We start from the raw sequence: 13,216 nt of genomic DNA, 5'->3' as shown, positions 1-13,216 counted from the left end.
ACCGGCTCGCGTCGTCCTCCGTGTCCGGGCAGGATGCTCCCGTGGTCCCTGCCCAGCACCTTCCGACGTCCCCGGAGGCCCGGATGACCGGTAGCACGCCCGCGCCCTTCACCGCCGACGACTACCGGGCCCGTATGGAGCGCGCCGCGCGCGCCGCCGCCGACGCCGGCCTCGCCGGGCTGCTGGTGGCACCGGGCCCGGACCTGGTCTGGCTCACCGGCTACACCCCCACCGCGGTCACCGAACGGCTCACCGTGCTGGTCCTCGTCCCCGGCCGGGACCCCGTGCTCGTCGTCCCCACACTGGAGGCCCCGGACGCGGAGCACGCGCCCGGCGCCGCCGCCCTGACCCTGCGCGACTGGACCGACGGCAAGGACCCCTACGCCGCCACCGCCGCCCTCCTCGACACCACCGGCCGGTTCGGCGTCAGCGACAACGCCTGGGCCCTGCACCTGCTCGGTCTGCAAAGGACGCTGCCCGGTACCTCCTACGCCGCCCTCACCGACGCCCTGCCCATGCTGCGCGCCGTGAAGGACGCGGCCGAGCTGGAACTGCTGGCAGCGGCCGGAGCGGCTGCCGACGCGGCCTTCGAGGAGATCAGGAAGGTCCCCTTCGCCGGGCGCCGGGAGTCCGACGTCGGCCACGACCTCGCCGGGCTGCTGCGCCGGTTCGGACACTCCCAGGTCGACTTCACCATCGTCGGCTCCGGCCCGAACGGCGCCAACCCCCACCACGAGGTCGGCGACCGCGTCATCCAGCGCGGCGACATGGTCGTCCTCGACTTCGGCGGCCTCAAGGACGGCTACGGATCCGACACCACCCGCACCGTCCACGTGGGCGAGCCGACCGAGGAGGAGCGCCGGGTCCACGACGTCGTGCGCGCCGCCCAGGAGGCCGGGTTCCGCGCGGTGCGGCCCGGCGCCGCCTGCCAGGAGGTCGACCGGGCCGCCCGTGCGGTGATCGCCGACGCGGGGTACGGCGAGTACTTCATCCACCGCACCGGCCACGGCATCGGCGTCACCACGCACGAGCCGCCGTACATGATCGAGGGCGAGGAGCAGCCCCTCGTCCCCGGCATGTGCTTCTCCGTCGAACCCGGCATCTACCTGCCCGGCCGCTTCGGGGTGCGGATCGAGGACATCGTCACGGTGACCGAGGACGGCGGGCGCCGCCTCAACAACACCACCCGCGAGATGGTCATAGTGGACTGAGAAGGCAGAGCGGGTACCCACTGGCAAACCCCCGGACGACAACGGCGCGACCATGACCCAGGCACCGACACCCACCGCGGACACCGTCCGCCGACTGGTCCGTTCGCTGCTCAAGGAGAGCGCGGAGGGCACCCCCGGACCCGAGGTACGGCCCGTCGCGGAGGGCGGCGAGCACTCCACCTGGTGGGTCGGCAGCCGCTACGTGCTCCGCCTCGCCCCCGACCGCGACGCCGCCGCCCGCCGCCGCCGCGAACTGCGCCTGCGCGACCTCGTACGCCCGCACCTGCCCGTCGCCGTCCCGACCAGCGTGGCGCACGGCGAGTGGGCGCCCGGGCTCACCTACACGCTCGACACCTTGGTGCCCGGCGGCACGGGGGAGGAGCACGACGTCTCCGCCGTCGGCGAGGCCGACCTGGCCGGGCTGCTCACCGGGCTGCGCGAGGTACCCGTACGACAGGCCGAGGCGCTCGGCGTGCCGCGCACCGCCCCGCGCTCCCTGGAGGCACTGCGCCGGATGGCCGTGCACGCGGCCGAACGGCTCGGCTCCGCCGACGAGTTCGACCCGGCGCGGATGGCCCAGCTGACCCCGCCCGCCGCGGCCCAGCTCGCCGCGCAGCCCGGTACGGCTGTCCTGGTCCACCACGACCTGCGGGGCGAGCACCTCGTGGTGAGCGCCGACGGGCGGGTGCGCGGCGTCCTCGACTGGACCGGCACGGTCGTCGGCGACCCCGCCGAGGACATCGCCGGACTCGCCCTCGCCGTCGGCTCCCCCGCCGCCGTCCGCGCCGCCACCCTCGCCGGGTACGGCGCCCGCCCCTGCCTGCGCGGCCTCTGGCTCGCCCGCTGCGACACCGTCATCCGCCTCACCGCCCGCCTCGACGGCCGCGACACCTCCCCCCTCCCTCTCCTGCGCACCCAACTGCGACGCGCCTGGGAGGCGATCCTCCTGGAGCGGGTGACCGAGTTCCGGGAGGACGGGGAGGACGGGGAGCCGTAGCGGCCACGAGACCGGCGTCGCCGTGCACGGGACCGCCCCGCGGGGCGAGCGCGCCGACGGCGCCCGGGCGTCCGTCCGAGAGGTGGCGCGTCTCCCTGCCCGCCCCCCCCAGAGCGGCGGCGGGCCGTTACTCCTGGGTCAGGACCACGCAGGACTCCCCGGGTACCTGGAGGAGTCCGTCGGCGCCCGGGGTCTCTACCGGGTCCCATGCGGCGAGGACCTCGGCGCGGCGGGTGCCGAGGGGGATCGCCGCCGGGGCCTTGCCGAGGTTGACGGCGACCCGGACGTCGCCGCGCCGGAAGGCGAGCCAGCGGGTCTCGGCGTCGTAGGCCACCTTGGTGTCGGCGAGGTCGGGGTCGGTGAGGTCGGGCTGCTCGTGGCGCAGGGCGACGAGCCTGCGGTACCAGGCCAGCACGCGCGCGTGGGGCTCGCGTTCCGGCTCCGACCAGTCCAGGCAGGAGCGGTCCCGGGTCGCCGGATCCTGCGGGTCGGGCACGTCCTCCTCGGCCCAGCCGTGCGCCGCGAACTCCCGCCGCCTGCCCTGCCGTACCGCCTGGGCCAGCTCCGGATCGGTGTGGTCGGTGAAGAACTGCCACGGCGTGCCGGCCGCCCACTCCTCGCCCATGAACAGCATCGGTGTGAACGGCGCGGTCAGGGTGAGCGTGGCGGCGCAGGCCAGCAGACCGGGGGAGAGGGCGGCCGAGAGACGGTCGCCCTGGGCGCGGTTGCCGACCTGGTCGTGGGTCTGGCTGTAGCCGAGCAGCCGGTGCCCGCCCACGCGCGCGCGGTTCAGCGGGCGCCCGTGGTGCCGGTCCCGGAAGCTGGAGTACGTGCCGTCGTGGAAGTAGCCGACGGTGAGCGTCTTGGCCAGGGCGGCGAAGGGGGAACGGGCGAAGTCGGCGTAGTAGCCCTGGGACTCGCCGGTCAGCGCGGTGTGCAGGGCGTGGTGGAAGTCGTCGTTCCACTGCGCGTGCAGACCGAGGCCGTTCTCCGCGCGCGGGGTGATCACGCGCGGGTCGTTGAGGTCGGACTCGCCGACCAGGAACAGCGGCCGGCCCAGCTCGGCGGCGAGGCCGTCCACGGCCGTGGACAGCTCCTCAAGGAAGTGGCACGCGCGTGTGTCCCGCAGCGCGTGCACCGCGTCCAGCCGCAGCCCGTCGATCCGGTAGTCGCGCAGCCAGGCCAGCGCGCTGCCCAGGAGATAGGCGCGCACCTCGTCGGAACCGGGGGCGTCCAGGTTGACCGCGGCACCCCAGGGCGTGTGGTGCGTCTGCGTGAAGTACGGCCCGAACGCCGGCAGGTGGTTGCCGGAGGGACCCAGATGGTTGTGCACCACGTCCAGGACCACGCCCAGCCCCAGCCCGTGAGCCCGGTCGACAAAGCGCTTCAGCGCCTCCGGCCCGCCGTACGGCTCGTGCACCGCCCACAGCGAAACCCCCTCGTACCCCCACCCGTGCCGCCCCGGGAAGGGGCACAGCGGCATCAACTCCACGTGGGTGACGCCCAGTTCCACGAGGTGCTCCAGCCGCCCGGCCGCCGCGTCCAGCGTGCCCTCGCGGGTGTACGTCCCCACGTGCAGCTCGTACAGCACCGCACCCGGCAGCCCGCGCCCCGCCCATTCCTCGGCGCGCCACGCGTACCGCCCGTGGTCGACGACCGCGCTCAGCCCGTCCGGCCCGTCGGGCTGCCGCCGAGAGCGCGGATCGGGCAGCACCGGACCGTCGTCCAGCGCGAACCCGTACCGCGAGCCGTCGTCCGCCTCCGCCCGACCCGTCCACCACCCGGCCCGCTCCGGATCGCGCTCCAGCGCGCGCGTGGCGCCGTCGCACTGGAGCGTCACGCGGTCTGCCTGCGGTGCCCACACCTCGAACTGCACGGACGGTCCCCTTCGTCTGCTCACCGTGATGTAGCCCGTCCATCGTGCTGCAAACACGATCAATCCGCCCCGGAATCCTCCCTTTCCCGGCGGGTGTCGCCGGAAGTACGCGCGTGGCAGCCGTTTCCCGTTTTCTGGACACCCGGGGTTCACTGACCGACAATCACCTCCGTGACGTCGTCCTCCGAGTTCTCCACGTACCCCGCGCGGCTGTCCGACGCGGAGCGCGACAAGGCACTGCGGGTGCTCCGCGACGGCGTCGCCATGGGCCGGCTGTCGCACGACACGTTCGTGCGCCGCATGGAACTGGCGCTCACCGCCCGCCGGTCCGACGAACTCGCCGCCCTCACCGCCGACCTGCCCCAGGAAAACCGCTTCACACGTGTGCTCCTCGGCAGCGTCGAGGCGGTCTCCGGCTTCACCGTACGGCTGCGCCGGGCCTGGCAGGCCGAGCGGCTGCCCAAGCTGCTGCTGCCGCACCCCGGCAACGCCCACCCGCTGCGCATAGGCCGCGACCCCGCCAGCGGACTGCGGCTCAACCACGAGACCGTCTCCCGGGTGCACGCCGAACTCCGCCGCCAGGGCGGCATGTGGGTCCTCAGGGACCTCGGCTCCACCAACGGCACCACCGTCAACGGGCGACGGGTGATCGGCGCCGCCGTGGTCCGCGAGGGCGACCAGGTCGCCTTCGGGCGCGTGGCCTACCGGCTCGCCGCCCACTGACACCGGCCCTGTCCGCGTCGCGCTGCGGGCGTGCCTCGGGCGCACCTCGGGAGCGCCGAAGTCCGTTTGGGTCACGTGGTGTTGACGAACCCGCGAAGTCGTGACTGACTGTGCCTACCTCATGCACAAGACGTGACCCGACGGCACCGCACAGTGGAGGTGTGCTCCCCTGCCGCCCCTCCCGCGCTACCCGCCCGTGGACGAGCTCGGCGCCCGCGCCGCCGCCCTCGTCGCCCGCCACCCCGGGAACGCCCGGCTGCGCCGCGTCGGCACCTCCCGCGCGGGCACCCCCCTGTGGCTGCTCTCCGTCGGCCACGGCAGCCGGCACGTCCTGGTCGTCGCCGGACCGCACGCCAACGAACCGGTGGGCGGCGCCACCGTCCTGCGCCTGGCCGAACGCGCGCTCGCCGACCCGCGCCTGACTGAGGGCGCCGACGCCACCTGGAACCTGCTGCTCTGCCTCGACCCCGACGGCGCGCGCCGCAACGAGGGCTGGCTGGCCGGACCGTACACACTGGAGCACTACTTCCGGAACTTCTTCCGGCCCGGCTTCCTGGAACAGCCCGAATGGCTGCCCGACGGCGCCGACGCCGCCGCGATGCCGGAGACCCGCGCCCTGCTCGGCCTCCAGGACGAACTGCGGCCCCTGCTGCAGTGCTCGCTGCACGGCGTCGACGTCGGCGGCGGCTTCGTCGAGCTGACCCGCGACCTGCCCGGGCTCGCCCCGCGCGTCGCCCACATCGCGGCCCGCCTCGGCATCCCCCGCGAACTCGGCGCGTACGACACCCTGTACTGGCCGGTCCTCGGGCCCGCCGTCTACCGGATCCCGCCGCCGCGCCGGGGCGGCCTGGCCGCGGCCATCACCGAGGCGGCCGTCGAGTCGACCTGGTTCCACCCGCACCGCCACGGCACCGTGACCGCGGTCGTCGAGGCGCCCATGTGGGGCGTACGCGCCGTGGAGGACCCCACGCCGCCCGCGGACCGCGACGCGGCACTGCGCGCGATCAGCCACACGCTGCGCCAGGACACACGGCTCCTGGAGGGCGTCCTGGCCCGGATCCGGACGCGGCCGGCCGCCGCCCCGGACGCGGCGCGCCTGCTCGCCCCCGTCGAGGACCACCTGCTGGTCGGCCCCGGCCTCGCCGACGCCTGGGACCCCGACACCGACGGCGGGGCCCACCGGCTGCCCGTGCTCAGCACCGCCCACCTGGCGGCCCTGCGCATCGCGGGGCGCCGCCTGGCCCTGCGCTCGGCCGGGCTGCTGCACCGGGTGGTGCGCACCGCGGGCCACGATCCGGCCGGTGTCCTGCCGGACCTGGACCGGCTCCTCGACACCTGGTGCGCGGACTACCGCGACACCTACGGGGCCCGCTGGATCCCGGTCGCACGCCAGGCCGAATACCAGACACGTGTCGTACTGGCCGCGTTCGAACTGGCGCAGCGGTACGCACGCGTGCGTTCCCGTTCGGGTGAGTCGGGGTGGGGTACGCAGGCCGCCGTGCCGATGCATCGGGAATGACGCACACCACCACAGCGACAGCGGTACGAGGCGCCCTGCTGGCAGCGGCCGCCCTCCTCGCCATCGGCCCGGCACCCGCCGCCCAGGCGGCGCCCGGCCCCGCCGGCCAGAGCGACTGGCTCTACCTCACCGTCACCCACGCCGACGCCCGCTCCAGCGAAACGCGCAGCAGGCTGCTGCTGTGCGACCCGCCGCACGGGTACGCGCGCGCCGACCAGGCCTGCGCCGAGCTCGCGGCGGCGGGCGGCGACATCCGCGCCATCCCGCCGAAGGACGACGTCTGCCCGATGATCTACGCCCCGGTGACCGTCCACGCGCAAGGGCAGTGGCAGGGCCGCGCCGTCGACTACCGGGAGACGTTCTCGAACGCCTGCACCCTGCAGGCGCGGACCGGGGCGGTGTTCGAGATCGACTGAGCACCGGGCATCAGTGCGCATCAGGGGCGGCGTGAGGCCGGGGTGTCCCGGCCTCACGCCGCCCCTTCGCGCGCGTGCAGCGCCGCCGCGAGCACCGTGCGGGACTGGTGCTCGACCTGGTGCTCCAGGGGCACCCAGCGGGCGCGGAAGCGCTCCGCGAAGGCGTCGCACCAGGAGGCGACGAGATGCTCCAGCCGGGGTGCCGCCCGGTCGTCCGCCTCTCGCAGGACCCGCAGCAGCATCGCCGCCGCCCGCAGCGGCAGCCGCCGTCCGAAGGCGTCCACGCTGCCGACGTACGCCCTCGTGGTGTCGGCGGGCGGCGTGCCGGCCCAGTCCTGGGCCAGGCCCGGCACCACCTCCAGGGCCCACCGGGCGGCCCGCAGCAGGGGCACATCGGTGTCCTCCAGCCGGGGCAGGGCCTCGGCGAGCACCAGCTCCACCTCCAGCGCGTCCCGCAGCAGCCGGCGCGCCAGCCCCCGTATCGCCGCCGCCGGGGCGGGATGCGGCGCCGGGTCGTCCACCAGGTCGCTGGCCCACATCGGCACCTCCACCACCGCCGTCAGGCCGCCGTAGCGGTGGACGCGGTACCAGGTGCTGTGCCGGGCGTCGTCCGGCATGCTCGGGTAGGCGACGCCCGAGCCGGGGCCGGGCATCACATGCACACCGGGGCCCGACGCGGGCCAGCCCGCCGCGTCCGAGGCGCCCGTCTCCACCGGGATGTGCAGCTCCGCCGCGGACTTGGCGAACGGCTCGGCGAGCCCCGGCACGTCTTTCGTCAACTGCACCCAGCTGCCGCCCAGGTCGGTGCCGTGCAGGGTCACCTGGAGGTAGGGCCGCAGCTCGTCTATCACCCCGGTCAGGGCCCGTGTCTCGGGCGGCAGCCGGTCGGGGGGCAGGACCGACGGCGACCACTCCGGCTGCTCCGGCTGCGCGGGCCGGTAGAAGCCGCGGTGGTAGTCGAGCAGGCTGCGCGGCGCCGGGGTGACATGCAGGCTCGCCCCGTCCGGGTCCGCGCACAGCAGGAAGTGCCAGGAGGTGCCGTCCCGCAACTCCCGGTCGACGACGACCCGTTCGGCGAGCGCGAGGAGCGTGGAGCCCCCGGTCGGCTCGTTGGCGTGGGCGCCCGCCACCACCAGGACGGACCGCCGCGCATGGCCCACGGACAGCAGGTGCAGCGGTCTGCCCGCGCGGGAGACGCCCACCTGCCGCAGGGCGCACACACCGGGCTCACGGGTGGCCAACGCGCGGGCGGACGCCACCAGTTCGGCAACACTGGGGTAACGGAGCTCCGGCAGAGGACTCACCCCCGACTTGTCCGCCCGGCTTCGCCCTCCCAGTGCCGCACGGCCTCGGTGAACTGTCAAGCACGTCGCGGGGCCCGTGGGGGCGCCCGGAGGCATTCACCCGTGCCGGTACGGCCCTTCGCGCTCACTGCTGGTGCAGGCCGCGTCCGGCGAGGGTCAGGAAGGCCTCGCCGACCGCCTCCGACAGCGTCGGATGCGGATGGACGTGCCGGGCCACGTCGGACGGCTGGGCGTCCCAGCCGACGATCAGCTGGCTCTCGGCGATCATCTCGGACACGTGCGGGCCCACCAGGTGCACACCGAGCACCTGTCCGCCGCCCGGCTCGGCGACGACCTTCACCATCCCGCCCTGCCCGTGCACCATGCCCTTGGCGACCGCGGTCAACGGCATCGTGTTGACCTCGACCTCGTGCCCACGCGCGCGTGCCTCCGCCTCACCCAGGCCCACGGACGCGGTCTGCGGCGAGGAGTAGGTGACCCGGGGCACCGCCGCGTAGTCGACGGGCGCCGACGGCAGGCCCGCCAGCGTCTCGGCCACCAGCAGGCCCTCCGCGAACGACGCGTGGGCCAGCCCGAGGGACGGCGGCGGCAGCAGATCGCCGACCACGTGCACGCCCGGCACGGCCGTCTCCAGCCGCCGCCAGTCCGCCGGTGCCACGAACCCCCGCTCGTCCGGCGCCAGGCCCGCGGCGGCCAGTCCGAGGCCGTCGGTCACCGGGACGCGGCCGACGGCCACCAGGAGCCGGTCCGCCTCCACCGTGCGGGTCTCGCCGCGGCCGGTGCGCACACGCGCGCGTACGCCGTCCGAGTGCAGCTCCGCGTCCAGCAGCCGGGCCCCCGCCTGGACGTCGACACCGCGCTTCTTCAGGCCCCGCGTCAGATGGCGGCTCACATCCGCGTCCTCCAGCGGCACGAGCCGGTCGGCGGCCTCCACCAGGGTGACCTCCGCACCCATGGAGCGGTGGAAGGAGGCGTACTCCACGCCGATCGCACCGCCGCCCAGCACCAGCACGGACGCCGGGAGGCCCGGGGCGAACAACGCGTCGTCGCTGGTCACCACGCGCCGGCCGTCCGGTTCGAGCCCCGGGAGTGTGCGCGGGCGCGAGCCGGTGGCGAGCACGATGCCACGGCGCGCGGTGAAGTCCCGCACGCCGGGGGTGAATTCGCCCTCCGCATGCACCGTGCGTGGCCCTGTGAGCCGCGCGCTGCCGCGCACCACCCGCACGCCCGCGTGCGCGAGATGGGCCTCGACGCCCCGGTGGTTGCGCGCCACGATGTCGTCCCGGGTGGCGACGAGGGCGGGCCAGTCGACGGCGTCCAGCGTGGCCTTGACGCCCCAGCGCTCACGGGCCTCGGCGATGCCGTCCACGAGTTCGGCGGCGTGCAGCATCGCCTTGCTCGGGATGCAGCCGCGGTGCAGGCAGGTCCCGCCGACCTTGTCGCGTTCGACGAGGACGACCTCCAGACCCAGGGCGGCGGCGCGCAGGGCGGTGCTGTAACCGCCGGTGCCGCCGCCGATGACGATGACGTCCGGTGTGTTCATGTTCTCCACCCTCCGTCCGTCCCTCGCGATGAGTCCAAGGCAATGTTCTTGTGGAACCGATGCAGGATGCTTATGGCATGAGTCTGCGGCAGATGGAGTACTTCCTCACGGTCGTCGAAGAGGCGTCCTTCACGCGCGCGGCGGAGGTTCTGCACGTCACGCAGCCCGCGCTCTCGCACCAGATCAAGGCCCTGGAGAAGTCGGTCGGCGGCGCGCTGCTGGAGCGGCTGCCGCGCGGGGTGCGCCTCACCCCGATGGGCCGCGCCTTCCGGCCGCACGCCGAACTCGCCGTCCGCAGCGCCGTCCAGGCCCGCCGCGCCGCCCGCGCCACGGCCGGTGCCGAGGGCGGCGAACTGCATGTCGCGGCCCTGCACTCCGTCGCGGTGGGCATCCTCCCCGACGTCTTCGCCCGCTGGCACACCGCCCACCCCCGCGTCCTGCTGCACCTCCACGAGTACGCCACCTCCGAAGCCCTGCGGGAGGCGGTGGAACGCGGCACCGCCGACCTCGCCGTCGGCCCGGCACCGGCCGACTGGCCCGGCACCGTCGCACCGGTCGGCGAGGAGGAGATCGTCCTCGTGGTCCCCTTCGACGACCGTCTCGCGGGCCGTACGACGGTGACGCTGCCGGAGCTCGCGGACCACTCCTGGGTGCGCTGCGCCATGGAGCCCGTCGTGCACGGCGAGCGCTTCCTCGACCGGGCCTGCGGACAGGCCGGCTTCCGGCCGCGCACCGCCGTGCGCACCGAGCACACCTCCACCGCCGTCCGCATGGCCGCCGCCGGGGTCGGGGTCTGCGTGGCACCCTCCCACGTCGTCCGCGGCGCGGTCGGCGAGGACTGCGTCGTCCTCACCCCCGACCCACCCTGGAAGCGCACACTCACCGCCTACGCACGCGTACCACCCACCGGCGCCGCCGATGCCTTCATCACCCTCCTCCGCGAAACCTGGCCACCCCCGGGCAACCCCGTCCCGCCCACCCGCCCGCACGACCCCCTGAGCTCCGGCTGCGGTTGACCGCCCGCACGCCGCGTGTGCGTGCGACCGGTGGGGCGGAGCTTTCGTGGTCGTCCGGCGCGAGGCGTGGCCGCCCCCGGGAAGCGCCGCCCGGCCGCACGCCCCCGTAGCACCGGCTGCGGTTGACCGTCCGCACCCCGTCAGCGCCGGGCCGGGCGGCCCACCCCCGGCTCCCGCGGCATCCTCAGGCGCTGCCGACCCGTTCCAGCAACGCCACCGGCAGGGGTTCGAACAGTTCCGTCGCGGGGGCGTGGCCCTCGAACTCGCGCCCCGGGGTCAGGACGTCGGCCCACCGGCCAGGGGGCAGGGGGAGCCGTGTGTCGTCCCAGCCGCCCGCCTCGGCCAGCCGCAGCGACAGCCGGGTCACGGCGGTCACCGTCTCGCCGGATCGGGTGAAGGCCACGCAGTGCTCCGCGGCCGTGCCTTCGGCGGGCAGCGGCGCGTACGAGGCCCCGGTGCCGAAGACGTCCGGGCGGCGCGCGCGCAGCCGCAGGGCCGCCGCCGTCACCGCGCCCTTCTCGCCGGGGGCCTGAGGCGGGAACCGGACCGGCCGCCGGTTGTCCGGATCGACCAGCGCCCGGTACTCGGCCTCCGTGCCCTGGTAGAGGTCCGGCACCCCCGGCATCGTCAGATGGACCAGTGCCGTCCCGAGGACGTTGGCCCGGATGTGCACCGCCAGCAGGTCCCGCAGGGCCGCCACGCGCTCGCCGGGCGCCCCGCACGGCCCGGCCGCCACGAACGCGGCCACCGCCTCCTCGTACGGCGGCTCCTGCTCCGTCCAGCTGGTGTAGAGCCCGGCCTCCCGCGCATGCTTCAGCAGGGCCTGGGCGACGCGGTCCCGGTCCGCCGGGCCGAGCCCGAACACCGTCTGCCAGGCCGCCCAGGCCAGCTGCCCGTCCGGCACGGCCGCGCCGCCCTCCGGGGTGAGCTCCGCGAGGAGGCCCGCCCAGCGCCGCGGGCACTCGGTCAGCACGGCCAGCGCGGCGCGCACGTCGGCGCTGCGCTTGGTGTCGTGCGTCGACACCACGGTCCCGGTGGCCGGCCAGTCGCGCTGCACGCGCGCGCAGTACGCGTGGAAGTCCTCCGGGGACACTCCCGGACTGCCCGGCTCGCCGCCCACCTCGGTCGCGGACAGCAGCGGCACGTAGCGGTAGAACGCCGTGTCCTCCACGGACTTGGCGCGCAGCGCCGACGCGGTCTGCGCGAACCGCGCGCGGAACTCCGCGAGGTCCGGATCCACCCCGGCAGGCCCGGTCAGCAGCCCGCGCACGAGGTCGACCGCCTGCCCCTCCTCGGGCACGACGAAGGCCCGCCGGGCCTCCTCGGCGGCCTCCTCGGTGACGACGGCGGTCACATCGCCGGAGGCGTACGGCCGGTACACCCCGAGCCGCACCAGCAGCTCCTCCAGCGCGGTCCGCAGCGCCCAGGGAGCGCGGTCGCGCAGCGCCGGGTCCGGCGAGCCCGCGCACAGCCGGCTCGCCACCCGGGTCAGCCGGTCCGTCTCGGCGGCCAGCTCGTGCGTGAGCACCTTGTACGCCGCCCGCCGCGCCGTGGCCGGCCAGTTGCCGCCCCGGTCCGTCTGCGGGGCCGCGAACCGCTTGTACTGCCCGACCAGTTCCGCCGCCCCCGCCGGGTCCGTGAACAGGCCGTCGATGTGCCGCAGGGCGTCGTAGCCGGTGGTGCCCGCCACGGGCCAGGAGGCCGGGAGGTGCTCCCCGTCGGACAGGATCTTCTCGACGACCGTCCAGCGTCCGCCGGTCGCCTCGTGCAGCCGCCGGAGGTACCCGTCGGGGTCGGCGAGACCGTCCGGGTGGTCGACGCGCAGCCCGTCGACCACGCCCTCGCGCAGCAGCCGGAGGATCGTGCCGTGGGTGGCCTCGAACACCTCCGGGTCCTCCACCCGCACCCCGATCAGCTCCGAGATGCTGAAGAAACGCCGGTAGTTGAGCTCGGTCCGGGCCAGCCGCCACCACACCGGGCGGTACCACTGCGCGTCCAGCAGCCGGGGCAGCGGCAGGTCCTCGGTGCCCTCACGGAGCGGGAAGGCGTGGTCGTGGTAGCGCAGGACGTCGCCGTCGACCACGAGATGGCCCAGCTCCTCGCCGACCGGACGCCCGAGCACCGGCAGCAGCATCTGCCCGCCCTGGGCATCCCAGTCGATGTCGAACCAGCGCGCGTACGGCGACTTGGGGCCCTCGCGCAGGACCTCCCACAGCGCGCGGTTGTGGCGCGGGGCCAGGGCCATGTGGTTGGGCACGATGTCCACGACGAGGCCGAGGCCGTGCCCGCGCGCGGTCCCCGCCAGTGCCCGCAGGCCCTCCTCGCCGCCCAGCTCCTCGCGCACGCGCGCGTGGTCCACCACGTCGTACCCGTGCGCGGAGCCCGGGACGGCCTCCAGGACGGGAGACAGGTGCAGGTGCGACACGCCGAGCGACGCCAGATACGGGACGGCCGCCGCAGCGGCCGAGAAGGGGAACTCGGGCTGCAGCTGAAGCCGGTAGGTGGCCGTCGGTACCGCCGGATCGGGTAGCTCAGATGTCATGCAGACCTACGTACCCATCCCGCCGCCTTTCGTGTCATCCACCCCGCAGCTCCCCACGCGCGCGTGACG

General features: G+C 75.1%; 10 protein-coding genes. 6 read left to right on the top strand and 4 right to left on the bottom strand.

Annotation, left to right across the window (positions count from 1 at the left end):
* Positions 1–83: 83 nt before the first annotated feature.
* Positions 84–1,211 carry a M24 family metallopeptidase gene (locus tag ACZ7L0_RS03480; RefSeq protein ID WP_471240706.1) on the top strand — a complete coding sequence of 376 codons (1,128 nt, stop codon included), beginning with the start codon at positions 84–86 and terminating at the stop codon, positions 1,209–1,211.
* Positions 1,212–1,263: 52 nt separating this feature from the next.
* Positions 1,264–2,208 (top strand): aminoglycoside phosphotransferase family protein, encoded by a 945-nt coding sequence (locus ACZ7L0_RS03475; RefSeq protein ID WP_471240705.1) that lies wholly within the window; start codon positions 1,264–1,266, stop codon positions 2,206–2,208.
* 127 nt (positions 2,209–2,335) lie between these two features.
* Here ACZ7L0_RS03475 and treZ read toward each other — a convergent pair whose 3' ends face one another.
* Complete coding sequence (treZ, locus tag ACZ7L0_RS03470; RefSeq protein WP_471240704.1) at positions 2,336–4,084, bottom strand: malto-oligosyltrehalose trehalohydrolase; 1,749 nt, start codon at positions 4,082–4,084, stop codon at positions 2,336–2,338.
* A 171-nt stretch (positions 4,085–4,255) separates the two neighbouring features.
* Here treZ and ACZ7L0_RS03465 point away from each other — a divergent pair, with 171 nt between their 5' ends.
* The 3 genes from ACZ7L0_RS03465 (at position 4,256) to ACZ7L0_RS03455 (ending at position 6,742) form a co-directional block, all read left to right on the top strand.
* Positions 4,256–4,807 (top strand): FHA domain-containing protein, encoded by a 552-nt coding sequence (locus ACZ7L0_RS03465; RefSeq protein WP_471240703.1) that lies wholly within the window; start codon positions 4,256–4,258, stop codon positions 4,805–4,807.
* Positions 4,808–5,003: 196 nt separating this feature from the next.
* The gene (locus ACZ7L0_RS03460) at positions 5,004–6,326 is read left to right on the top strand and encodes a M14 family zinc carboxypeptidase (protein ID WP_471240702.1); all 1,323 of its coding nucleotides are present in this window, start codon (positions 5,004–5,006) and stop codon (positions 6,324–6,326) included.
* The gene (locus ACZ7L0_RS03455; RefSeq protein WP_471240701.1) at positions 6,323–6,742 is read left to right on the top strand and encodes an SSI family serine proteinase inhibitor; all 420 of its coding nucleotides are present in this window, start codon (positions 6,323–6,325) and stop codon (positions 6,740–6,742) included. The genes ACZ7L0_RS03460 and ACZ7L0_RS03455 overlap by 4 nt, the downstream gene beginning before the upstream one ends.
* A 53-nt stretch (positions 6,743–6,795) precedes the next feature.
* Here ACZ7L0_RS03455 and ACZ7L0_RS03450 read toward each other — a convergent pair whose 3' ends face one another.
* Positions 6,796–8,046, bottom strand: a complete 1,251-nt coding sequence (locus tag ACZ7L0_RS03450; RefSeq protein ID WP_471240700.1) for a M14 family zinc carboxypeptidase — start codon at positions 8,044–8,046, stop codon at positions 6,796–6,798.
* Between the two features lie 124 nt (positions 8,047–8,170).
* Complete coding sequence (lpdA, locus tag ACZ7L0_RS03445; protein ID WP_471240699.1) at positions 8,171–9,589, bottom strand: dihydrolipoyl dehydrogenase; 1,419 nt, start codon at positions 9,587–9,589, stop codon at positions 8,171–8,173.
* A gap of 77 nt (positions 9,590–9,666) precedes the next feature.
* Between lpdA and ACZ7L0_RS03440 the strand changes: the two genes are divergently transcribed.
* On the top strand, positions 9,667–10,605 hold the full coding sequence (locus tag ACZ7L0_RS03440) for a LysR family transcriptional regulator (protein WP_471240698.1): 939 nt from the start codon (positions 9,667–9,669) through the stop codon (positions 10,603–10,605).
* 184 nt (positions 10,606–10,789) lie between these two features.
* Here ACZ7L0_RS03440 and treY read toward each other — a convergent pair whose 3' ends face one another.
* Complete coding sequence (gene treY / locus ACZ7L0_RS03435; protein ID WP_471240697.1) at positions 10,790–13,147, bottom strand: malto-oligosyltrehalose synthase; 2,358 nt, start codon at positions 13,145–13,147, stop codon at positions 10,790–10,792.
* Between the last annotated feature and the right edge of the window lie 69 nt (positions 13,148–13,216).

Source organism: Streptomyces sp. NPDC039424, from assembly GCF_055639495.1.
The sequence above is the reverse complement of the archived record's forward strand: the minus strand, read 5'-3'. Positions and strand labels throughout refer to the sequence as shown.

Bases quoted from the DNA above. Each gene is read 5' to 3' on its own strand.
- ACZ7L0_RS03480 (WP_471240706.1), top strand. From the start codon at position 84: ATGACCGGTAGCACGCCCGCGCCCTTCACCGCCGACGACTACCGGGCC.
- ACZ7L0_RS03475 (WP_471240705.1), top strand. From the start codon at position 1,264: ATGACCCAGGCACCGACACCCACCGCGGACACCGTCCGCCGACTGGTC.
- ACZ7L0_RS03455 (WP_471240701.1), top strand. From the start codon at position 6,323: ATGACGCACACCACCACAGCGACAGCGGTACGAGGCGCCCTGCTGGCA.
- lpdA (WP_471240699.1), bottom strand. From the start codon at position 9,589: ATGAACACACCGGACGTCATCGTCATCGGCGGCGGCACCGGCGGTTAC.
- ACZ7L0_RS03440 (WP_471240698.1), top strand. From the start codon at position 9,667: ATGAGTCTGCGGCAGATGGAGTACTTCCTCACGGTCGTCGAAGAGGCG.
- treY (WP_471240697.1), bottom strand. From the start codon at position 13,147: ATGACATCTGAGCTACCCGATCCGGCGGTACCGACGGCCACCTACCGG.